20 protein-coding genes are annotated in these 20,729 nt (G+C 63.2%); 4 read left to right on the forward strand and 16 right to left on the reverse strand.

What is annotated here, in order from left to right; all coding sequences use genetic code 11:
* Positions 1-7 precede the first annotated feature (7 nt).
* The 6 genes from JQ575_RS22925 to ppdK form a co-directional block, all read right to left on the reverse strand.
* Positions 8-274 carry a DUF6894 family protein gene (locus JQ575_RS22925; RefSeq protein ID WP_212035419.1) on the reverse strand — a complete coding sequence of 89 codons (267 nt, stop codon included), beginning with the start codon at positions 272-274 and terminating at the stop codon, positions 8-10.
* Between the two features lie 138 nt (positions 275-412).
* A complete protein-coding gene (locus tag JQ575_RS22930) occupies positions 413-1,000 on the reverse strand; it encodes a hypothetical protein (protein ID WP_212035420.1) in 588 nt (195 codons plus the stop codon).
* 164 nt (positions 1,001-1,164) lie between these two features.
* Positions 1,165-2,151 (reverse strand): MDR family oxidoreductase, encoded by a 987-nt coding sequence (locus JQ575_RS22935; RefSeq protein ID WP_212035421.1) that lies wholly within the window; start codon positions 2,149-2,151, stop codon positions 1,165-1,167.
* A gap of 41 nt (positions 2,152-2,192) precedes the next feature.
* Complete coding sequence (locus tag JQ575_RS22940; RefSeq protein WP_212035422.1) at positions 2,193-3,437, reverse strand: MFS transporter; 1,245 nt, start codon at positions 3,435-3,437, stop codon at positions 2,193-2,195.
* Between the two features lie 346 nt (positions 3,438-3,783).
* Positions 3,784-5,256 (reverse strand): cell wall hydrolase, encoded by a 1,473-nt coding sequence (locus JQ575_RS22945; RefSeq protein WP_212035423.1) that lies wholly within the window; start codon positions 5,254-5,256, stop codon positions 3,784-3,786.
* A 483-nt stretch (positions 5,257-5,739) separates the two neighbouring features.
* Positions 5,740-8,448: a pyruvate, phosphate dikinase gene (gene ppdK, locus JQ575_RS22950; protein ID WP_312015998.1), complete on the reverse strand. Its 2,709-nt coding sequence runs from the start codon at positions 8,446-8,448 to the stop codon at positions 5,740-5,742.
* Between ppdK and JQ575_RS46130 the strand changes: the two genes are divergently transcribed.
* Complete coding sequence (locus tag JQ575_RS46130) at positions 8,441-8,779, forward strand: hypothetical protein (protein ID WP_312015999.1); 339 nt, start codon at positions 8,441-8,443, stop codon at positions 8,777-8,779. The genes ppdK and JQ575_RS46130 overlap by 8 nt on opposite strands.
* On the opposite strand, the gene JQ575_RS22955 is transcribed toward JQ575_RS46130, so the two are convergent.
* The gene (locus tag JQ575_RS22955) at positions 8,780-8,935 is read right to left on the reverse strand and encodes a DUF3096 domain-containing protein (protein WP_192735205.1); all 156 of its coding nucleotides are present in this window, start codon (positions 8,933-8,935) and stop codon (positions 8,780-8,782) included.
* Between the two features lie 233 nt (positions 8,936-9,168).
* Here JQ575_RS22955 and JQ575_RS22960 point away from each other — a divergent pair, with 233 nt between their 5' ends.
* Positions 9,169-9,528, forward strand: coding sequence for a DUF1236 domain-containing protein (locus tag JQ575_RS22960; RefSeq protein WP_212035425.1), 360 nt, complete (start codon positions 9,169-9,171; stop codon positions 9,526-9,528).
* Between the two features lie 113 nt (positions 9,529-9,641).
* On the opposite strand, the gene JQ575_RS22965 is transcribed toward JQ575_RS22960, so the two are convergent.
* The 7 genes from JQ575_RS22965 to JQ575_RS22995 all read right to left on the reverse strand — a co-directional run bounded on the left by JQ575_RS22965 (position 9,642) and on the right by JQ575_RS22995 (position 16,012).
* The gene (locus JQ575_RS22965; protein WP_212035426.1) at positions 9,642-10,244 is read right to left on the reverse strand and encodes a bifunctional 2-polyprenyl-6-hydroxyphenol methylase/3-demethylubiquinol 3-O-methyltransferase UbiG; all 603 of its coding nucleotides are present in this window, start codon (positions 10,242-10,244) and stop codon (positions 9,642-9,644) included.
* Positions 10,245-10,247: 3 nt separating this feature from the next.
* Positions 10,248-12,377 carry a glycine--tRNA ligase subunit beta gene (gene glyS / locus JQ575_RS22970; protein ID WP_212035427.1) on the reverse strand — a complete coding sequence of 710 codons (2,130 nt, stop codon included), beginning with the start codon at positions 12,375-12,377 and terminating at the stop codon, positions 10,248-10,250.
* Positions 12,377-13,312: a glycine--tRNA ligase subunit alpha gene (locus JQ575_RS22975; protein ID WP_212035428.1), complete on the reverse strand. Its 936-nt coding sequence runs from the start codon at positions 13,310-13,312 to the stop codon at positions 12,377-12,379. The genes glyS and JQ575_RS22975 overlap by 1 nt, the downstream gene beginning before the upstream one ends.
* 227 nt (positions 13,313-13,539) lie before the next feature.
* Complete coding sequence (locus JQ575_RS22980; protein WP_192735211.1) at positions 13,540-13,731, reverse strand: hypothetical protein; 192 nt, start codon at positions 13,729-13,731, stop codon at positions 13,540-13,542.
* 114 nt (positions 13,732-13,845) lie between these two features.
* Positions 13,846-14,757: a S49 family peptidase gene (locus tag JQ575_RS22985; protein WP_212035429.1), complete on the reverse strand. Its 912-nt coding sequence runs from the start codon at positions 14,755-14,757 to the stop codon at positions 13,846-13,848.
* A 270-nt stretch (positions 14,758-15,027) separates the two neighbouring features.
* The gene (locus JQ575_RS22990) at positions 15,028-15,792 is read right to left on the reverse strand and encodes a tRNA1(Val) (adenine(37)-N6)-methyltransferase (protein WP_212035430.1); all 765 of its coding nucleotides are present in this window, start codon (positions 15,790-15,792) and stop codon (positions 15,028-15,030) included.
* On the reverse strand, positions 15,785-16,012 hold the full coding sequence (locus JQ575_RS22995) for a DUF2007 domain-containing protein (protein WP_044540085.1): 228 nt from the start codon (positions 16,010-16,012) through the stop codon (positions 15,785-15,787). The genes JQ575_RS22990 and JQ575_RS22995 overlap by 8 nt, the downstream gene beginning before the upstream one ends.
* A 133-nt stretch (positions 16,013-16,145) precedes the next feature.
* On the opposite strand from JQ575_RS22995, the gene JQ575_RS23000 reads away from it, so the two are divergent.
* Together JQ575_RS23000 and JQ575_RS23005 are read left to right on the forward strand one after the other, a co-directional pair.
* On the forward strand, positions 16,146-17,153 hold the full coding sequence (locus JQ575_RS23000; RefSeq protein WP_209847770.1) for a polyprenyl synthetase family protein: 1,008 nt from the start codon (positions 16,146-16,148) through the stop codon (positions 17,151-17,153).
* Positions 17,154-17,269: 116 nt separating this feature from the next.
* The gene (locus JQ575_RS23005; RefSeq protein ID WP_212035431.1) at positions 17,270-17,899 is read left to right on the forward strand and encodes a LysE family translocator; all 630 of its coding nucleotides are present in this window, start codon (positions 17,270-17,272) and stop codon (positions 17,897-17,899) included.
* 95 nt (positions 17,900-17,994) lie between these two features.
* Here JQ575_RS23005 and JQ575_RS23010 read toward each other — a convergent pair whose 3' ends face one another.
* Both JQ575_RS23010 and JQ575_RS23015 read right to left on the reverse strand, forming a co-directional pair.
* The gene (locus JQ575_RS23010; protein WP_212035432.1) at positions 17,995-18,879 is read right to left on the reverse strand and encodes a 4-(cytidine 5'-diphospho)-2-C-methyl-D-erythritol kinase; all 885 of its coding nucleotides are present in this window, start codon (positions 18,877-18,879) and stop codon (positions 17,995-17,997) included.
* 28 nt (positions 18,880-18,907) lie between these two features.
* A complete protein-coding gene (locus JQ575_RS23015) occupies positions 18,908-20,689 on the reverse strand; it encodes a tetratricopeptide repeat protein (protein ID WP_212035433.1) in 1,782 nt (593 codons plus the stop codon).
* Between the last annotated feature and the right edge of the window lie 40 nt (positions 20,690-20,729).

Consider the following 20,729-nt stretch of genomic DNA (forward strand, 5'->3'; position numbering starts at 1 on the left):
AATTGATCTAGCAGCGCGCACTTATTCGAGGAATTTGCTCATCGCCGACGGATTCGGCGACGAGCCGGATCCTGAACACCGGCTTCTTGGATTCGTCCAGCATTTCCATCTGCCATTCGGCATTCTGCTTCATGCTGCGCGAAATGCTGCCGAGCAGGTTGCCGGACACCTTGGTCATCTCGGCCCAGGCGGCTTCGCGGCTTTCGAATTCAGAGCCCTGGTCGGATGCGCCAGCGTAGTGACCGTTGCTAATCCGGAAAAAATACAGCGGCATAGTTGATCTCACGTATGAGCCGCCCCCAGGCCGTCATTGGCCGCCACGGTGGGCTAGACTCGCTACCAAGACGTGAAAACGCCAGCCCGTATGACTACGGGCACACTTTCCCAACTTTGGGCTTCATTTCGCCGGATATCACTCGGTGGAACGGCGCAGCTCCGGCGCGCTTTCGGCCTTCGCCGGCTCCGCCTTCACCGGCTCGAGCTTCGCGGCCTCAACCGCCGGCGTCTCGACGCGAGCCGAGACCTCCGTGCGCGAGGCGTCGGCCGAGCGTGTCTGCGCCGGCGCATGCAGCGAACGCGGCCGTGCCACCGAGCGGGCCATCAGCATCTGCTGCGCGCCCTGGTGGCGGAAATCGCAATAGGCGAAGCCCATGCCCGACACCGACCCCCGGAAGGAGCGGTCATCGCGCTTTTCGAGATTGAAGCACGGCTCGAACGGAAGACCCTTGATGGAAGCGCAAACCGCCTGGCCGCGGATCTGCAGCGTGTTGCCGGGCAGGCGCACATGGCGGGTCGGTCCCGCGCCGCTGAATTGAATGGAGCCGGCCGCCCCGAGATCGTCGAGCACGCGGCCTGCGCCGCGGGAGCCGTCGAAACAGGTGAAGGCGAAAACCTTGCCGGCCACAAACTTGCGGGCTTCATCGGCATTCATCATCCCGGCCAGCGCCGGCACCACCATCGCCGTGGCCGTGACGGCCCCCAACACCAAACGCGCAAGCATGCAGCAACTCCACCCTACTGAGCGCGGGCACCCGCCTTGCTAGACATGACCTCCGCGGAAAACCGTTATCCCGTTTTCCGGATCATGCAGGCCTCTTTACCCGCTGCTTACCATACGAACCGTGGCAACATTGGAGCAGCATGGTTGGTAAAGTCTGAACGCCGTTAGAGAATTTTTACCACGATTCGACCGCGGACCTCGCCGGCGAGGATTTTGGCGCCGGCGCCGATGACTTGGTCCAGGCCGATTTCATGAGTAATATCAGCTAGTTTGCCGTGATCCAAATCGCTGGCCAGGCGGCTCCAGGCAAGCTTGCGCTGCTCGATCGGGCACATCACGGAATCGATGCCGAGAAGGCACACTCCGCGCAAAATGAACGGCGCCACCGAAGACGGCAGGTCCATGCCCGCCGCAAGGCCGCACGCGGCGATAGCGCCGCCATATTTCGTCATCGAAAGGATGTTGGCGAGCGTGGTCGACCCGACGCTGTCGATGCCGCCAGCCCAGCGCTCCTTGGCCAGCGGCTTTGCCGGGCCTGACAATTCGTTGCGGTCGATCACTTCGGCGGCGCCGAGACCCTTCAGATAATCGGTCTCCGACACCCGCCCGGTGGAGGCGATGACGTGATAGCCGAGTTTCGACAGCACGGCGGTCGCGACCGAACCGACGCCGCCCGCAGCACCGGTAACAACAACGGGACCGCTTTTGGGCGTCAGGCCGTGCTTCTCCAGCGCCAGCACCGACAGCATCGCGGTATAGCCGGCGGTGCCGATCGCCATCGCGTCGCGGGTCGAGAGGTTATCGGGCAGCCGCACCAGCCAGTCGCCCTTGACGCGGGCCTTCTCGGCGTAGCTGCCGAGATGGGTCTCGCCCATGCCCCAGCCGTTGCATACCACCCTGTCGCCGGCCTTCCACTGCGGATGGGTGGATTGTTCGACGATGCCGGCGAAGTCGATGCCGGCGATCATCGGGAAGCGCCGCACCACCGGGGCCTTGCCGGTGAGGGCCAGACCGTCCTTGTAGTTCAGCGTCGACCATTCGACGCGGACGGTGACATCGCCTTCCATCAATTCGGCTTCGTCGAACTGCGTCAGCGCGGCGGTGGTACCTTTTTCCGCCTTGTCGATCCTGATGGCCTTGAACGTTCCCACGGCAAACTCCCCGAACTTTGTATGTCCGGGGTTTTACCGGATCAGGCGGGCTGCGCAACCGGGCGCGCGACCGGCTGTTCCACGATCGGCAAATTGATCAGCGCCGACAGCACGCCGAAGAAGATCGAGAGCCACCAAAGCGGCGTATACGACCCGAACTGCTCGAACACGATGCCGCCAAGCCATACCCCAAGGAAACCGCCCACCTGGTGGCTGACGAAGGCAAAACCATACAGCGTCGCAAACCAGCGGGTCCCGAACATGATCGCCACCAGCGCCGAGGTCGGCGGTACCGTCGAGAGCCAGGTCAGACCGGTGGCAGCGCCGAACATGATCGCCGAGAAAGTGGTGATCGGGAATGAAATGAACGCCAGGATGGTCAGTGCCCGGGCAAAATAGAGCATCGAGAGGATGTAGCGCTTCGGATATTTGTTCTGCAGCCAGCCGACGCTGAGCGAGCCGATGATGTTGAACAGGCCGATGGCGGCGACCACCCACCCGCCGGTCTGCGCCGAGACGCCGCGATCGGACAGATAGGCCGGCAGATGCACCGTGATGAAAGCGAGCTGGAAACCGCAGGTAAAGAAGCCGAGCACCAGCAAAACGTAGGAGCGGTGGCCGAACGCTTCCGCCAGCGCGGTCTTGAACGATTGCTGGTCGGCGGCGGGAACGTTCGACGACGTTGCGGGCGGTGTCGCGATCGCCAGCGACAGCGGCACGATCAACAGCATCAGCAGGGCAAACACGGTCAGCGCCGGCTGCCAGCCGAAATTATCGATCAACGCAACGCCAAAGGGCGCGAACAGGAATTGCCCGAACGAGCCGGCCGCCGTGCCGGCGCCGAGCGCCAGGCCGCGCTTCTCCGGCGGCAGCAGTTTGCTGAACGCCGACAGCACCAGGTTGAACGAACAGCCGGAGAGCCCAAAGCCGATCAGGACGCCTGCGCCGAGATCGAGCGAGGCCGGCGTCGACGCGTAGCGCATCAAGAGCAGTCCGCCGGCGTAGAGCAGCGCGCCGATGACCATCACGCGCAGGATGCCGAAGCGGTCGGCGATCGCGCCGGCGATCGGCTGGCCCAATCCCCACAACAGGTTCTGCAGCGCCAGCGCAAGGCCGAAGACGTCGCGGCCCCAGGTAAATTCCTTGCTCATCGGCTGGATGAAGAAACCAAGGCTCGATCGCGGCCCAAAACTCAACAGCGCAATCGCGCATCCGCAGATGATGATCACCAATGGCGTCCGCCAGCTGGCTTTGGCCGGGCGAAGATTGTCTGCGGTTACAGCCATGGGTTTCCTCGATGCTTGGCGCCCCGGCCGGAAGGGATCGGCCGGGTGCGCCGGGAGGAGTTAATGCATTCGCATGGAAATCCCAAGGGCAGCGGAGAAAATTTTTCCGCTGCAGGGCAGCCCTGCAAAATCGTCGAGTGCAATTTTGGGGGTGGGTCGGACGGGCGGGCGAGCCAAGAAGTCAACTCGTCGTCCCGGCGAAGGCCAGGCGAAGGCCGGGACCCATACGCCGCGGCCGCATTGTTGGAAAAGGAAGATAATGATCAGCGCGTAAAAACAATTACCGCCGGTGGCTATGGGTCCCGGCCCCCGTGCGCAATTGCGCACTAGGCCGGGACGACAATAACTACCTTCTGAAACTTGCCTGTTCTGCTGAGCTCTTTGCAGCTTCGGCGAGCTTGGCGGAAATTTGCGCCGTCTCCGCCGCCGTTCCCCAGCTTGGTGCGTCGCTGCCGTCGCCCCAGTTGCGGGGCCGATAGAAGGTGTGCACGCCGGTCTTGTACATCTTCTTCATCTCGCTGACCCAGGACGGACGCACCCAATAGGCATGGTAGTGCGTCGACTTGTCGACCTCGGGCAGCCAGAGCTGGCCGTCCAGCATCGCCTTTGCGATCCGTTGCGCGCGATCCCACATGTCGGGCTCTTTGACGACGTCCTTGTTGTTGTCGCAGGCGAAGGTGAACTGGCAGGCCAGATGGCGGTGCTTGTTCTGGTAGACTACGCCGCACACCGTATCCGGATATTTGCCGGAGAAGGCGCGGTTCAACACCACTTGCGCCACCGCGATCTGGCCGCGCACCGCTTCGCCGCGCGCTTCAAAATAGACAACTTCAGTCAGACATTTTTCCGACTTGGCGCGCGACTTCTCGTCGAACAGGCCGAGCCGCTCGGCCGGGGTCTTGGCGCGCTGGTTGTCGGAATTGACCTCGCCCTTCGGCGCAACGCTGACGCCCATCTCGCCGGCCTTGACCGGGCCGTCGGCATCGACCGGCAGCGAGGCCATGATCTTCATGTCGGGATCGGCCACCACCGCACTCGGCAGCATGACGATGGGCTCTTCGCCCGGCCGCCAGCGCTCCATGGTTTCGGGCGAGCCGAGCGACGAGCCAAAAAACAGGCTCGAGGTCTTGAAGGAGAAATTGTCGCGCGGCGGCGCGGGCGCGAGCGCCACTTCCGGTGCTGCCGAGACGTCCTTTGGCTTACCGAGCGGCTTGTCGTCGAGCGGCTTGGCTTCGAGTGACATCGACACATCGAATTGCGGCAGCGGCGGCGCGCGCAGAGCGGCCTGAAGTTCGGGATCGAGCGGCGCGGGCTCACCTGAAGGCGGCGTGGCCGCGGTCTTCTGGCCTTTGACGGAGGCGTTTGAAGACGAAGGATCTTCGATGGCGGGCGCGCTGCCGGCGGGGATCGAGCTCTCCGCAGGCGTGGACGGCGCGATGGCAAGGCGATCGCCCTTCATGGTGCGATCGACCTTGGGGAAATCGGCGGCATGATAACGCGGCGGCGGAGCGATGATCGGGTTGCGCGTCACCGCACCGGTGATGTCGATGCCCTGATTGTCGAGGCTGGCGAGCCGAAAGGTTGCGGTCTGCGGCGAAGACGTTCCGATCGGACGGCCGAAGCTGAACGTCGCGACGTGGATATTGCTGGCGGTGGAGAACACCCGCTTCTGCCAGCGTTCGGCGACGCCCGGCTGCCGGGCCAGCAGTGACGCGATATCCTGATATCCGATCTCGGTCGGCATCAATGCGAAGATGCAAAGACCGAGACCGAAGGACGCGAACCGCGCGCCCTTCGGCTGGTTACGCAACACATTCATCGATACGCTCTACGCAACGCTTACAAAAAACGACCGAACTCAGTACATCCGTGCAATTCGATCTTTATTGTTGGTATCGAATTTAGGTTGCCGGGGAGTTAATCGGCGTGGCCTGCGTGCACCACGCAAGATTTTGCGCGCATGTGCTGTGGCGCTTGAGAAGTGTTGGTAAACGGGGACGTGATGAAAGTGGTAAACATCCCGTCAACGAAGATGATGAAGAAAATGTTGCGGGTTCCCGTGTCACTACGGGGACTGATGATCGCAGCCTAGGCCCCGTCATTGCGAGCCAACGGGTCGCGCGAATGCGCGCCCGATGACAGGCTCCGCGAAGCAATCCATCGCGCGGCATAACGGATGGATGGATTGCTTCGTCGCTGCGCTCCTCGCAATGACGAAAGGCCTGTGCGCCCAAAAACGTTCATGCCCGGGACAAGGCCGGGCACGACGAGGTCTCTGTTAATTCTCAGCGTTGAGTAAGAACTACGCCTGGCTCGCGACCGTCTTGCCGAGCGCGGCTTGCGCCGCGGCGAGCCGCGCGATCGGCACGCGATAGGGCGAGCACGAGACGTAGTCGAGGCCGATCTCGTGGCAGAATGCCACTGAGGCGGGATCGCCGCCATGCTCGCCGCAAATCCCGACCTTGAGATCGGGCCGCGTCTTGCGTCCGCGCTCGACGCCGATCTTGACGAGTTCGCCGACGCCATCGCGATCGACCGAGATGAACGGATCGATCTCGAGGATGCCCTTCGCCACATAGGTGCCGAGGAAGCTCGCGGCGTCGTCGCGGCTGATGCCGTAGGTGGTCTGCGTCAAATCGTTGGTGCCGAAGGAGAAGAACTCGGCGGTCTGCGCCACGTCGCCGGCCATCAGGCACGCGCGCGGCAACTCGATCATGGTGCCGACCTGATAAGCGAGTTTCTTGCCTGTCTCCTTCATCACCGCCTGCGCGGTGGCGTCGATCCGCGCCTTGACCAGGTCGAACTCCGCCTTGGTCGCGATCAGCGGCACCATCACTTCGAGGCCGACAGCCTTGCTGGTGCGCTTCTCGGCCTCGACCGCGGCTTCGAAGATCGCGCGCGCCTGCATCTCGGCAATCTCCGGATAGGCGATCGCAAGACGGCAGCCGCGGAAGCCCAGCATCGGGTTGAACTCGGCAAGATCGCGGGCCCGATCGGCGAGCTTGCGCGGATCAGTGTTCATCGCGCGCGCGACCTCCTCGATCTCGGCCTGGGTGTGCGGCAGGAACTCGTGCAGCGGCGGATCGAGCAGGCGGATCGTGACGGGCAGGCCCTTCATGATCTCGAACAGTTCGACGAAATCCGCGCGCTGCATCGGCAGCAGTTTCGACAGTGCCGCGCGGCGCGACTGTTCGTCCTCGGAAAGGATCATCTCGCGCACGGTGCGGATGCGGGTTTCCTCGAAGAACATGTGCTCGGTACGGCAAAGGCCGATGCCCTCGCCGCCGAACTTGATCGCGGTGCGCGCGTCTTCCGGCGTGTCGGCATTGACGCGAACACCGAGCTTGCGGACGGCATCGGCCCAGCCCATCAGCGTGCCGAATTCGCCCGACAGTTTCGGCTCGATCATCGGCATCCGTCCGGCCAGCACCTGGCCGACCGATCCGTCGATGGTGATGACGTCGCCGGTCTTGAAGGTGCGGGTGCCGATGCTCATGGTGCCGCGGCCGTAATCGACGCGAATGGTGCCGCAGCCGGAGACGCAGGGCTTGCCCATGCCGCGCGCGACCACGGCGGCATGCGAGGTCATGCCGCCACGGGTGGTGAGAATGCCTTCAGCGGCGTGCATGCCGTGAATGTCTTCCGGGCTGGTCTCGACCCGCACCAGAATGACCTTGCGGCCGTCGGCCTGCAGTTTCGCCGCTTCATCGGACGAGAACACGATTTCGCCGGAGGCCGCGCCGGGCGAGGCCGGCAGGCCGGTGGCGATGACGTCGCGCTTGGCGGAGGGATCGATGGTCGGGTGCAGCAACTGGTCGAGCGAAGCGGGATCAATCCGCATCACCGCGTCCTTTTTCGAGATCAGGCCTTCATTGGCGAGTTCGACCGCAATCCGCAGCGCCGCCTTGGCGGTGCGCTTGCCGCCGCGGGTCTGCAGCATCCACAATTTGCCCTGCTCGACCGTGAACTCCATGTCCTGCATGTCGCGGTAGTGCTTTTCGAGCAGCGTGTAGATCCGCGTCAGCTCCTTGAACGCGTCGGGCATCGCGACTTCCATCGACGGCTTGTCGGAGCCGGATTCCTGGCGCGCATATTCGGTGATGTCCTGCGGCGTGCGGATACCCGCCACCACGTCTTCGCCCTGAGCGTTGATCAGGAATTCGCCGTACAGCTTGCTCTCACCGGTCGAGGGATTGCGCGTGAACGCGACGCCGGTCGCCGAGGTCTCGCCCATATTGCCGAACACCATGGCCTGAATGTTGACAGCGGTGCCCCAGGATTCCGGAATATCGTGCAGCCGGCGGTAGGTCACCGCGCGCGCGTTCATCCAGGATGAGAACACCGCGCCGATCGCGCCCCACAATTGCGCGTGCGGATCCTGCGGGAAATCGTGGCCGGTCTCGCGCGCCACCGCATCCTTGTAACGGCCGACCAGTTCGACCCAGTCGTCGCCGGTCAGATCGGTGTCGAGCGTATAGCCCTGGCCGTCCTTGAAGGTGTCGAGGATGTCCTCGAAATGATGGTGCTCGAAGCCGAGCACGACATCCGAATACATCGTGATGAAGCGCCGATAGCTGTCATAGGCAAAGCGGCGGTCGCCGGACAATTCGGCGAGCGCTTCGACGGTCTCATCGTTGAGGCCGAGATTGAGCACGGTATCCATCATGCCCGGCATCGAGGCGCGGCCGCCGGAGCGCACCGACACCAGCAGCGGATTCTTGGAATCGCCGAACGATTTGCCGGCGAGCTTGCCGACATGCTCCAGGGCCTTTTCGACCTGCGCCTTCAGCGCGGCCGGATAGGATTTGTCGTGGGCGTAGAAGTAAGTGCAGACCGAGGTCGGAATCGTGAAGCCCGGAGGCACCGGCAGGCCGAGATTGGCCATTTCGGCGAGATTGGCGCCCTTGCCGCCGAGCAGATCGCGCAAGCCGGCCTTGCCCTCGGCCTTGCCGTCGCCAAACGTGTAGACCCACTGGCCGGATTTTACCGCTTCGACGGCCGGCTTGCTCACCTTCTTCGCCGTCTTGCCGGCAGGCTTGCTCGGAGCCTTCGCAGCTGGCTTGGCAACAGGTTTGGCAACTGGCTTCGTAACCGCCTTGGGAGCGGGCTTCGCAACTGCCTTCGCAACCGGAGCCTTCGTAAGCGTCTTGCGCGCCGAGGCCGCCGGCGCGGCTTTGCCCGGCGCCGATGACTTTGATTTCGCTACGATTTTCACAAGGTTTTTCTTGGACTTCGCAACCGCTTTGGCCATGGCAGATGACAATCCGAAAAGAGAGGAGAAGATGCGCGCCTTACACCACTTTGAGGGGTTCCGCGCAAGCCGCGAAACCCCGCTTGCCTGACTAGAAGCGCAGCATCTTGAACACGCCGAGCCCGGCCAGACCGACGATGATCAGGTAGATCGCGACGATGAAATTCAGGAACCGCGGCATGATCAGGATCAGGACTCCCGCGATCAGGGCGACGATCGGGGAAATATGCGCGGCGGTGATGGTCATTTGAAATTTCTCCTGGTGATGAGGGGAAGCTCGAATCGAGGGCGGCAACTTAACCGCTGGCGCGGTTCCGGAATAGGAGACGCCTGTCGCCTCAACGGGTTCCCGCGTTCGCGATAATTCCCCAGAAATGCCGCGGATGTGGCCGCGTTTTTCCGGAACAATGCCGCGCGCGATGAATTGGCTCGCATTGTACGCTGGCCAGCCGGCGTTCTTCTGCACGAGGGAGTTACACTATGCAGAACAGACTTCTTGCCATCGCAGCTATCGCCGGCGTGATGGCTGCACCGATCGTAGCACAGGCGCAGAGCGGCACCGTGGGTGTCGTTGGCGGCGGCACCGTGGTGATCGGCGAGCATGAGGGCATCACCATCGAACAACGCCCGGCGTTCCGGGAATATGTCGTGCGTGAGCGCGTGCCGCCTTTCACCATTCCTGAGCGCGTGACCGTTGGCGGCGTGCTGCCAGAAGCCGGCATCACCTATTACGACGTACCGCAGACCTATGCGGCAACGCCCTATCGCTACACCGTGGTGAACGGCCAGACGGTCCTGGTCGAACCGCGTTCGCGTCGCATCGTTCAGGTGGTCGACTAATCCCGCTAGCCTGAACGATAGTCCGGGCGCCGCGCAAGCGGATGTGCGCGAGATACGACCGGACAAGAAAGCCCCGCCCGGTTTCCCCCTGGGCGGGGCTTTTCGTTGGCGCTCTATTCCCTGATCTCCAGACCCGGCTTCTTGGCGACGAGACGGTGAATCTTCTTGCTCGAGGAGGCGCTGACGACCTCTTCATCGAGCAACAGCGACGTCGACTTCAATTCCCCCAGCACCAGCGCCGTATCGAACGCGCAGTAAAGCCGCCCCTGCGAATCGCGCAGGTCGGCATTGTCGGTGATCCGCCAGCTCAGATAGAGAATTCCGCTGGGCTTGACGGCGGTGAGCAGCCGGCGGACGGCAGGGGCGATCTGCGCGCGCTCCAGATGCATGATCACGGTCTCGCACAGCACGTTGTCGTAGGTGCCGATGCCCTTCAGGTCGGGCAATTCGGCATGCGCGAACTTAAAACCGGGATACCGCTGCCGCGCCTCCGCCAGCAGGCCTTCCGAGGCGTCAAAACCGGTGGCGGAAAAGCCGTTGGCGTTGAGCCAGGCTACCTCGCGGCCGCAGCCGCAGCCGATATCGGCTGAATTGCCGCCGCGCACGAAGAAGCGCTCGACGATTTCGTGCAAATCGACCGGCGCCGGTTGCTCGAGCCAGTCCTTGGCGAACGCCGCCGCATCCAAATCGTAAGCGGCCAGCGTCTTCTGATCCACGTGTCAGCCCTCGATCTTCGAAAAGTCCGCCACCGCGCGCGTCGCCGCGCGGATTTCGTTCAAGAGCTTCAGTCTGTTCTCGCGCACGTTTGGTTCATCGTCGTTGACCTTGACCTTGTCAAAGAACGCATCGACCGCCGGCCGCAGCTTGGCCATCGCGCTCATCGCGGCGGCAAAATCTTCCTTGGCCACCGCAGCGCCGGCCTCGCTCTTCACCTGGTCGATCGCCTTCGCCAGCGCCTTTTCTTCGTCGAGCTTGTAGAGCGTCGGATCCGGCGCACCGTCGAAGCTGCGCTTGTCTTTCTTCTCTTCGATCGAGAGGATGTTGCTGGCGCGTTTTGTACCCGCGAGCAGGTTCTTGCCGTCGTCGGTGTCGAGGAACTTGCCGAGCGCCTCGACGCGGCGGACCACCATCAGCAGATCGTCCTGGCCGCCGAGCGCGAACACGGCATCGACGAGATCGTGACGTGCGCCCTGGTCGCGGAGCTGGACCTTGAGGCGGTCGGCGAAGAAGGAGAGGAGATCGCCCGGAAGCTTTTGCGCATCGGCGGCCGGATACTTGGCTCCCTTTTCGGGGAGACCGAGAATGGCCGATTGTGCAGCTTTCAGGATTGGAAGCCTGATCGTGTTCTCCGCGATGAGCCGAATCACGCCCAACGCCGCCCTTCGCAGCGCATACGGATCCTTGCTTCCAGTCGGCTTCTCGTCGATCGCCCAGAAACCAACCAGTGTATCCATCTTGTCAGCCAAAGCGACGGCGACACTCACCCGATCAGTCGGCACGCGATCCGCAGGCCCCTGCGGCTTGTAATGCTCTTCACTCGCAGCCGCGACGGAAGCGTCTTCGCCCTGCGCGAGGGCATAGTACTTGCCCATTAGGCCCTGCAACTCCGGGAATTCGCCGACCACTTCTGTCAGCAAATCCGCCTTCGCCAGATGCGCGGCGCGCTTGGTCTTCTCGACATCGGCGCCAACCAGCGGCGCAATCTCCGCGGCCAGACGCTCGATGCGTTTGATGCGTTCGCCCTGCGTGCCGAGCTTCTCGTGGAACACGATGTTCTCGAATTTCGGCAGGCGGTCTTCGAGCTTCGTCTTCAGGTCGCTCTCGTAGAAGAACTTCGCATCGCTCAAGCGCGCGCGGATGACGCGCTCGTTGCCGGCGATGATCGCCTTGCCGCCGTCGGTGGCCTCGATATTGGCGGTGAGGATGAATTTGTTGGTGAGCTTTCCGGTTTTGTCAGGATTCTTATCAGAATCCTTGGGATCGCTGACCACAAAGCATTTCTGGTTGTTGCGGATGGTGGCGCGGATCACCTCGCCGGGGATCGACAGAAACTCCTGGTCGAACGATCCCATCAGCACGACAGGCCATTCGACGAGGCCTGACACCTCGTCGAGCAGCACCTGGTCCTCGACCAGCTCAAAGCCCTGCGCGAACGCCAGCTGTTTGGCGTCGGCCAAAATGATGTCCTTGCGCGCCTGCGGGTCGAGCACGACCTTGGCGGCCTTCAGCTTGGCCTCGTAATCCTCAAAGCGGCGCACGGAGATCGCTGATGGCGCCAGGAAGCGATGCCCAAAAGTGGTCTGGCCGGCCTCGATGCCGTCGATCGAGAATTTTACGATTTCAGGCTCTTCGGTCTCCGGACCGAAGGTCGCGATAATCGAGTGCAGCGGCCGCACCCAGGTCAGCGCGCCTGATTTGGCCGAGCGCTCACCCCAGCGCATCGATTTCGGCCACGGGAAAGTGCGCACGATGACCGGAAGAATATCGGCGAGCACGTCGAGCGTCGGGCGGCCGGGCTTCTCGATCAGCGCGACATAGAAGTCGCCCTTCGGGTCGCGCTGGATTGTTGCCTCATCCAGCCCAGTCGCTTTCAAAAAGCCCTGCACGGCCGCATCGGGCGCGCCGATTTTCGGACCCTTGCGTTCGGTCTTCAGGTCGGATTGCCGTGCCGGAATGCCGTGCACCGTCAGCGCCAGCCGCCGCGGCGTCACGAAGGCTTTTGCACCCTCGTAGACCAGCCCCTCGGCAACCAGCCTATCGGTGACCATGCGGCGCAGATCGTCAGCCGCCTTCGCCTGCATGCGCGCGGGGATTTCTTCGGAAAACAATTCGAGCAAAAGATCAGGCATCAGGACGCCCTGCCCGCTTCGGTGTGGACCCAGGCTTCGCCGCAGGCTTTTGCGAGGTCGCGCACGCGCCCGATGTAGCTTTGCCGTTCGGTCACCGAGATCACGCCGCGGGCATCGAGCAGGTTGAAGACATGGCTCGCCTTGATGCACTGGTCATAGGCCGGCAGCGCCATCAGGTGTTCCTTCTGGTTGCTGCCGGATTTCCAGCCCGCCGCGAGATATTTCTTGCAGGCCTCTTCGGCCATCACGAACTGCTTGAACAGCATTTCGGAATCGGAGTGCTCGAAATTATGCAGGGAATATTCCTGCTCGGCCTGCAGGAACACGTCGCCATAGGTCACCTTGTCGACGCCCTCGCGGCCGTTGAAGTTGAGATCCATGACGTGGTCGACGCCCTGCAGGTAGCAGGCGAGCCGCTCCATTCCGTAGGTGAGTTCGCCGGCGACCGGAGCGCATTCGACGCCCGCGACCTGCTGGAAGTAAGTGAATTGTGACACTTCCATGCCGTCGCACCAGCACTCCCAGCCGAGCCCCCAGGCGCCCAGCGTCGGGCTTTCCCAATCGTCCTCGACAAAGCGGATATCGTGCAGGCTGGAATCGAGGCCGATCGCGGCGAGCGACTTCAGGTACAATTCCTGAAGGTTCGGCGGCGATGGCTTCATGATCACCTGATACTGGTAATAATGCTGCATCCGGTTGGGGTTCTTGCCGTAGCGGCCATCCTTGGGCCGGCGCGAGGGCTGCACATAGGCGGCCCGCCACGGTTTTGGCCCGAGCGCGCGCAAGGTCGTCGCGGGATGAAAGGTGCCCGCGCCCATTTCCATGTCGTAGGGCTGCAGGATCACGCAGCCCTGTTCGGCCCAGAACCGTTGCAGAGCGAGAATGAAGCCCTGGAACGAACGTTCCGGGCGCATATGGGCAGGCAATTCGTCCATCGGCAGAATCGGTCTCGCGAGGGGGTTTTGGGCGCGCGGGACCGTATCGGCGGTGGCGAGGGGAATCAAGGCGATGGGGAGCCAATGACCGTCGTCATGGCCGGGCATAGCCGTCTGAAGGACGGCGTCGCTTCCGCTCGCCTATGCCCGGCCATCTACGTCTTTCTTGGCTGGAGAAAGCTTAGTCGTGGATGCCCGGGACAAGCCCGGGCATGACGAAAATCAGTTTAACCCGGACGATAGGCCCCGGTGACGGGGTCCCGGCGCAGGGTCGGAATTTCGCTGGTTTGAGCAGATTCCGAGACGCGGGCCAGCCGCGCTTCTTCCAGCTCCCGGTTGATCCGGACGGCGGTCTTGTAAGCCCAGCGGACCACGGCGAGCCCACCCAGGGCCCCTGCGAATGCGATCAACGGTGGCATCGGTCGATCCTTGTCGTTCACGTCGGTCACGCCCCCAATAGGTGCATTCTCGCGCAAGCCGGGCTGCGCCGCAATTCCCGCCTTTAGGACTAAATGGCGCGCCTCTCCCGGGCTCTAAAACCCGAATTTGGCCCAAATTGCCCTGGTTTCGAGCGCGGAGATCAGCTCATCCGGCAGGCCCCCAAAACCGTCGAGCGCGCCCATGGAGCCCGCCCCCGGCGACCGCCGGCCAAGAAGGCCGGACAGCATCCCGCTGGCGGGCGCGATCACGGGGGTCAGCACCTTGTCGCCGTAGCGGGCGCGCAGCGTCGAACGCAAATCGCCGACCGCATCCGCAAGGCCCAGCGACACCGAGGTTTCGCCGGCCCAATATTCGCCGGTGAACAGCGTGTCGTCGGCCCCCTTGAGGCGGCTGCCGCGGCTCTGTTTGACCAGTGCAATGAAGATGGTGTGGATCTCGCGCTGGAGCGCCTTGATGCGCGCCACGTCATCGGGGTTTTCGGGGAGGAACGGATCGAGCGTCGCCTTGTGGACGCCCGCGGTATAGAGCCGCCGTTCGACACCGATTTTCTTGATCAGCTCCTGGAAGCCGAAAGTGCCGCCGACCACGCCGATCGAACCGAGGATCGAGGACGGATCGCAGAAAATCTCGTCGCCGGCACAGGCGATCATGTAGCCGCCGGATGCGGCGACGTCCTCGACGAACACCAGCACCGGCAAATTCTTTTCGGCGGCGAGTTGCCTGATCCGCAGATAGATCTGGCGCGATTGCACCGGCGAGCCGCCGGGCGAATTGATCACGAGCGCAACCGCCTTGGCATTCTTGGTACCGAAAGCGCGTTCGAGGGTCTTGGCGACACCGGCGAGCGACATGCCCGGCCGCAGCGGCGTCACCGCGCCGATCACGCCGGACAACCGCACCACCGGCACCACCGCGGCGCCGCGCCGGAATTTGGCCGGGACCAATCCCTTCAGCCGTTCGATAAGGCCCGGCAATCCCACACGATCACTTATTTGTTCACTCATGCCGTTACCTCGAATTAACCATTTTTTATCACGCCAGTGTCATTGGAAGAGCTGGAACGAACTGGGGCAGGAATGCCTTGTGCAACGTGGCCGTTACGGCTGCAATGGCGCAGCGGAGAGTGACATGAAAATCTACCTGCTGATATTGTTGATCGGCACCATCCTGACCGCGGTCCACTTCACCAACGCTCCGAAACGGCAGTCGGAAACCCTTCCGCAATAGGCTTTTCCGCTTCGTCTCGCGTTCGAGACATCAGTTCCTCGGCCACCTCAGGGGGTGGCCAACGGCAATATCCCCCTCCCCGCCAAAATCTCCTGCACCGCTTTATTGGGCACCCCTCGCTCATCATTGAGCATCAGTCCGGCATGAATTCGAGTCGGCGCGCGCCCGCCCTTGGTGGCGCGAACCAGGATTCGATTCGCAGGCGCCTTCACATCGCCGTGAATGGGCAAAATTTCCAGACTGCCAAAACCGTGATCGAGCGCCGCCAGCACCTCGGCAATTCCGTCGGCGCGCCAGATCAGCGTCAGCATGCCCCTGGATTTGAGGATGCGGCGGGCCGCGTGACTCCAGTTCGAGAGCGTGGTGGATGTCGCGACATGCGCGATCCCGCGCGCGCGGTCCGGCGAGACCCGATGCCTCACGGAATCGTTGAACGGCGGATTCATCAAAACGACATCGGCGCTATCAGGATGCAAGTTGACCGCGGCGTAGGCGTCGGCGGCCGCCTCGACATCGAGCACGATGACCTCGGCGGCAAGGGCATTCGCCTCGGCATTGGCGCGCGCCAGGCTTGCGAGACCGGCATCGATCTCGACCAGCACGAGGTCGACATCCCCGACGCGTCTGGCCACCGCCAGCCCTGCCGCACCAACACCAGCGCCAAGATCGGCCACGCGATTGCCTGAACGGGCCGGCGTTGCCGCTGCCAGCAGCATGGCATCGTGACCGGCGCGGTGCCCCGATTTCAGTTGCCGCAGGTGCAAGCTCCCGCCGAGAAACGCGTCCTCGGTGACATCGGGGGAATTACTCATCCGCCCGCAATTCATGGGCAAGCCCGGCATCGGTCAGAAGCTGGCGCGCCTCGCGGTTGTCGTCCTCATGGACCAGGATGCGGCGTGGCAGCACGCCGAGCGATCCCTCGATGATGCTCATGTTCTGGTCGAGCACCAGATGATGGATATTGGCGCCGTCGAGCAGCGCGCCGACCGCGGAAACCAGCACAATATCGTTGGTCCGAACCAATTCCCGCAATTTGCGCCCTCCTTAGGCCGGCCCGGTCCAAGGCCGGCTGGTACCTGTCAACCACTGCCTGCCCTTGCCGCTTCAGCCTGCACTTTCTATTGTAGATAAGGATAGTGCGAATTGGCCAGATTTGGAGACCCGCGTGGCGGTTATTGTACCCTTCGAAAGCCCAAACGCTTCGATCGATGAGCTGGTCGGGCTCGTCGCCGCCGACATGGAGCGGGTCAACGCCACGATCCTGTCGCGGACCGGTTCCGAAGTCACCATGATTCCCGAGGTCGCCAACCATTTGATCTCCTCCGGGGGAAAACGGCTGCGCCCGATGCTGACGCTGGCGATGGCCGGTCTCACCGGCTATTCCGGCGACGGCCATATCAAGCTCGCCGCCTCGGTCGAGTTCATGCATACCGCAACCCTGCTCCACGACGACGTGGTCGACGAGAGCGAATTACGGCGTGGCAAATTGTCCGCGCGGATGCTGTGGGGCAATGAGGCCAGCGTGCTGGTCGGCGACTTCCTGCTCGGCCAGGCCTTCCGCATGATGGTCGAGGTCGGCTCGTTGCGGGCGCTCGACATCCTGTCTTCGGCGGCCGCCACCATCGCCGAGGGCGAGGTGATGCAGCTCGCCGCGGCCAAAAACACCGCGACCACCGAGGACGAATATCTCGCTGTGATCCGCGGCAAGACCGCGGAATTGTTCGCGGCCGCCTGCGAGGTCGGTCCCGTCATCGCCAACCGGCCGAAGGCCGAGCAGACCGCGTGCCGCTCGGTCGGCATGAATCTCGGCATCGCGTTCCAGCTCGTGGACGACGTGCTGGACTACGGCGGCAAATCGGCAAAACTCGGCAAGAACGTCGGCGACGATTTCCGCGAGGGCAAGATCACGCTGCCGGTGGTGCTGGCGTTCCGCCGCGGCAACGCCTCTGAACGCGCGTTCTGGGTCAAGGCGCTGGAGCGCGGCGAGATCGGCGCCAATGATCTCGATCACGCCATCGGGTTGATGACCAAGCATCGCGCTCTGGAAGACACGATCAGCCGCGCCCATCATTACGGCGCGATGGCCGTCGATGCGCTGGCGCTGTTCCCGGCCTCGCCGATGAAGACCGCGCTCGAGCAGGTCGTGGCGTTCTGCCTCGCGCGCTCGCATTGATGGCGTCGTAGGCTTCGTAGGATGGGTAGAGCGCAGCGAAACCCATCACTTGCGATTTTGCGGATGGATGATGGGTTTCGCTTCGCTCTACCCATCCTACGGCAGGATCGTACTGGATGAGCGGCACACAATTTTCGCTGTTTCTCGCCGCCGCGCTGATCATCGCCTTCGTGCCTGGTCCCGGGATCTTCTATGTCGCCGCCAGGACGCTGTCGGGCGGCCGGAAGACTGGCATCGCCTCGACATTGGGGACCGGGCTTGGCGGGCTCGTGCATGTGATCGCGGGCGCGCTTGGGGTGTCCGCGATCATCCTGGCCAGCGCCGAACTTTTCACGGTGCTCAAACTTGCCGGCGCGCTCTATCTGGTCTGGCTTGGTGTCCGGACGTTTCGCGAGGGCCGGCAGGCGATGGTGGAGGCGATCAGCCCGGCCACCGCACGACAGGCGTTTCGCGAGGGCGTGCTGGTCGAAGCCCTGAACCCGAAGACCGCGGCGTTCTTTCTGGCGTTCATTCCGCAGTTCATCGATCCCGCCGGCGCTCATCCTGCGCTGCAGTTCATCGCGCTCGGCCTGATCTCGGTATTGCTGAACACGCTTGCTGATGTCGTCGTGGTGATGATGGCCGCGACCGCGCGCGCGGGCCTGGTGCGGCGGCCGCGTCTCATTCAACGTTTGCGACAAGGTTCGGGACTGTTCATTGCCGGGCTTGGCGTGTCGCTGGCGCTGGTGCGGCGGCCCGCGAATTAGCCTGTAGGATGGGTGGAGCGAAGCGATACCCATCGCTTGACTGAAGCAAGTCCTGATGGGTTTCGCTTCGCTCTACCCATCCTACAAGCAGCGTCTCAGCTCAGCGTTCCCGCGTGCACCCACCAGCCGGGATGCTCGCGACGGATCTTCTCCGCGGCGCGGCCGGCGTCGGCGGTGTTTTCATAGATCGCAAAGCAGGTCGCGCCCGAGCCCGACATCCGCGCCAGCCACGCGCCGTTGGTGGCGTTGAGCGCGGCGATCACTTCACCGATGACCGGCTGAATGCGCATCGCCGGGGCTTCCAGATCGTTGGCACTGGCGGCCAGGACTTCGACCCAGTCTTCGACCGAGGCGCCGGCTTCCGGCCAGTCGACGCCCCGGAAAACGTCGGTGACGCCGACCAGCAATTCGCCGCTACGCAGGCCGAGTGCCTTGAATACGTCCTTGGTCGGAACGGGAACGCAGGGGTTGATCATCACGCACGGCATGATCGGCAGGCTGAGCGGCGTCAGGGTATCGCCGACCCCGGTCATGTCGCAGGCACGCGAGGCCAGGCAGACGGGCACGTCGGCGCCGGTCGCAAGCGCCACCTCGCGCAGCCGCTCGTCATCAAGCGACAGCCCGTTCAATTTTGCCAGCAGCCGAAGCGCGGCCGCCGCATCCGCCGAACCACCGCCGATGCCTGCCGCGACCGGCAGCACCTTGTCGAGCGTGAAACTGCCGGACTTCAGGCCCGGCACCCGCTCTGCCAGCAGGCGCGTCGCCTTCAGCACCAGATTGTCCGACGTCTCGCCACAGGCCTGCGCCAGCGGTCCTGACATTTGCAATGTCAGATCGGAACCCGGTGTCAGCGTCAGCCGATCAGCGCAGTCGGCAAACGCCACCACGCTTTCCAGATCATGAAAACCGTCGGTGCGGCGGCCGACCACCCTCAAGGTCAGGTTGACCTTGGCACGCCCCTCATCAATCAACGCCGGCATTGTCGAACAAGCCCCCCAATGCCTTCGATCAACCGCCCCTGCCGTCTTCTTTTTTCTTGTCGGCGGAAGCCGCAGACGACGTGTCCTCGGGCAGGCCGTTGGCGATCTTGGCCTCGATCTTCGGCAATTCTTCCGCCTCGGGCTTCAGGTCGCGGGCGTGGGCCCACTGGAACTTGGCTTCCAGCGTGCGGCCGACGCGCCAATAGGCGTCGCCGAGGTGGTCGTTGATGGTCGGATCCTCGGGCTTGAGATCGATCGCGCGCTCGAGATTCTTCACCGCATCCTCGAAATTGCCGATGCGGTAGAACGCCCAGCCCAGCGAGTCGACGATATAGCCGTCGTCGGGACGCTGATCGACGGCACGCCTGATCATCTTCATGCCTTCGTCGAGATTGATGCCCTGATCGATCCAGGAATAGCCGAGATAGTTCAGCACATGCGGCTGTTCGGGCTGCAGCTCGAGCGCCTTGCGCATGTCGGCCTCGGCCTTGCTCCATTGCTTGGAGCGCTCCTGGCAAATGCCGCGATAGTAATAGGTGACCCAGGTGTTCTTGTCGGTCACGCCGGGCATCACGTCGATCGCCCTGGAATAGGTCGTCGCGCAATCAGCGAACTTCTTGCGGCCGCGCTCGATATTGCCGAGCGCCATGATGGCTTCGATGTCCTTGGGGTCTTCGGCGGTGACGTCCTTGAGGATCTTGATCGCCTGCTCGCTGCGATCGGCGGCGTCGAGATTGGTGGCGAGCTGAATCTGCGCGTTGCGCTTCAGCGGCGAACTCGCCGGCATGCGCTCATAGACCTTGATCGCCATCGGCGGCTTCTTCACCGACTCATAGAGATCGGCCAGCGAGAGCAGCGCCAACGGATGGTTGGGCTGCAGATATAGCGAGAGCTGCAGATAGACCAGCGCCAGATCCTCGCCGCCGCGGCGGGTCAGCGTGGCTCCGATGCCGTACAGCGCCTCGGCCGCACCTGCCTGCGCCGATTCGATCAGCGGCGGCATCTTCTTGCCGGCCCGCGTCTCGCGCAGCGCCTCCTGTACCAGGGGATGCCGTGGCAGCTTCTTGTCGAACGCCTCGTAGATGCCGATTGCCGCCGCCGAGTCCTTGTTGCGCGACAGCCAGCGCCCATAGGCGTCGGACACGCGCAGCATGGAATCGTCGAGCTTGTAGGCGCGCTCGAAGCGGACGCCGGCATCCTTTTCCTTGTTGGCGAGTTCCAGGATCATGCCGGAATGCAGATCCTTGAAGATCGGATACCACTCCGGTCCGGTCAGCTTGTCTATATTGGCGACCGCCGCCTTGGAATCGCCCGCGCCGAAGCTGGCCCAGCCCGACAACAGCGTCGCGACTAGGTCAGTGATCGGTCCGCGGATCGACTGATTGATGTTGATCTGTGCGGTCGCGTATTTCTTCTGCTTCAGGTCGCGGACGCCGACGACCAGCCGGGCCACGCGATTGGATTTGTCCTGCGTCAGAATGCGGTCGGCGAGCTTGACGGCCTCGTCGATGTCGCCATCCGCGAGCGAGGAGATGAAGGCGCGGTCGAGCAGCTCGTTGTTCTTGGGATCGGTACGCAGCGCCGATCGGTAGAACGCCGCAGCCGAGCTGGCGTCGCGTTCGACGCTGGCATGACGCGCGGCCAGATAGCTGCCGGACGTCGTCAGCGATTTCAGATCGCTCTTGCTCGGAAATTGCGCCGAATTGTCGCCGGTATGCTCGGGCGTCTGCGCCAGCAGCGAGCCGGGTGCGGCAAGTGCGGCGACAGTGACAGCGGCGATGGTCCAGCGATTGAAACGAGTGGAAAGCATCACGGTTCGCCTAGCTCCAGGATTTATGGCGGAATCTTTT

It is taken from the genome of Bradyrhizobium sp. JYMT SZCCT0428, from assembly GCF_018131075.1.
In the GTDB taxonomy this organism is placed as follows: domain Bacteria; phylum Pseudomonadota; class Alphaproteobacteria; order Rhizobiales; family Xanthobacteraceae; genus Bradyrhizobium.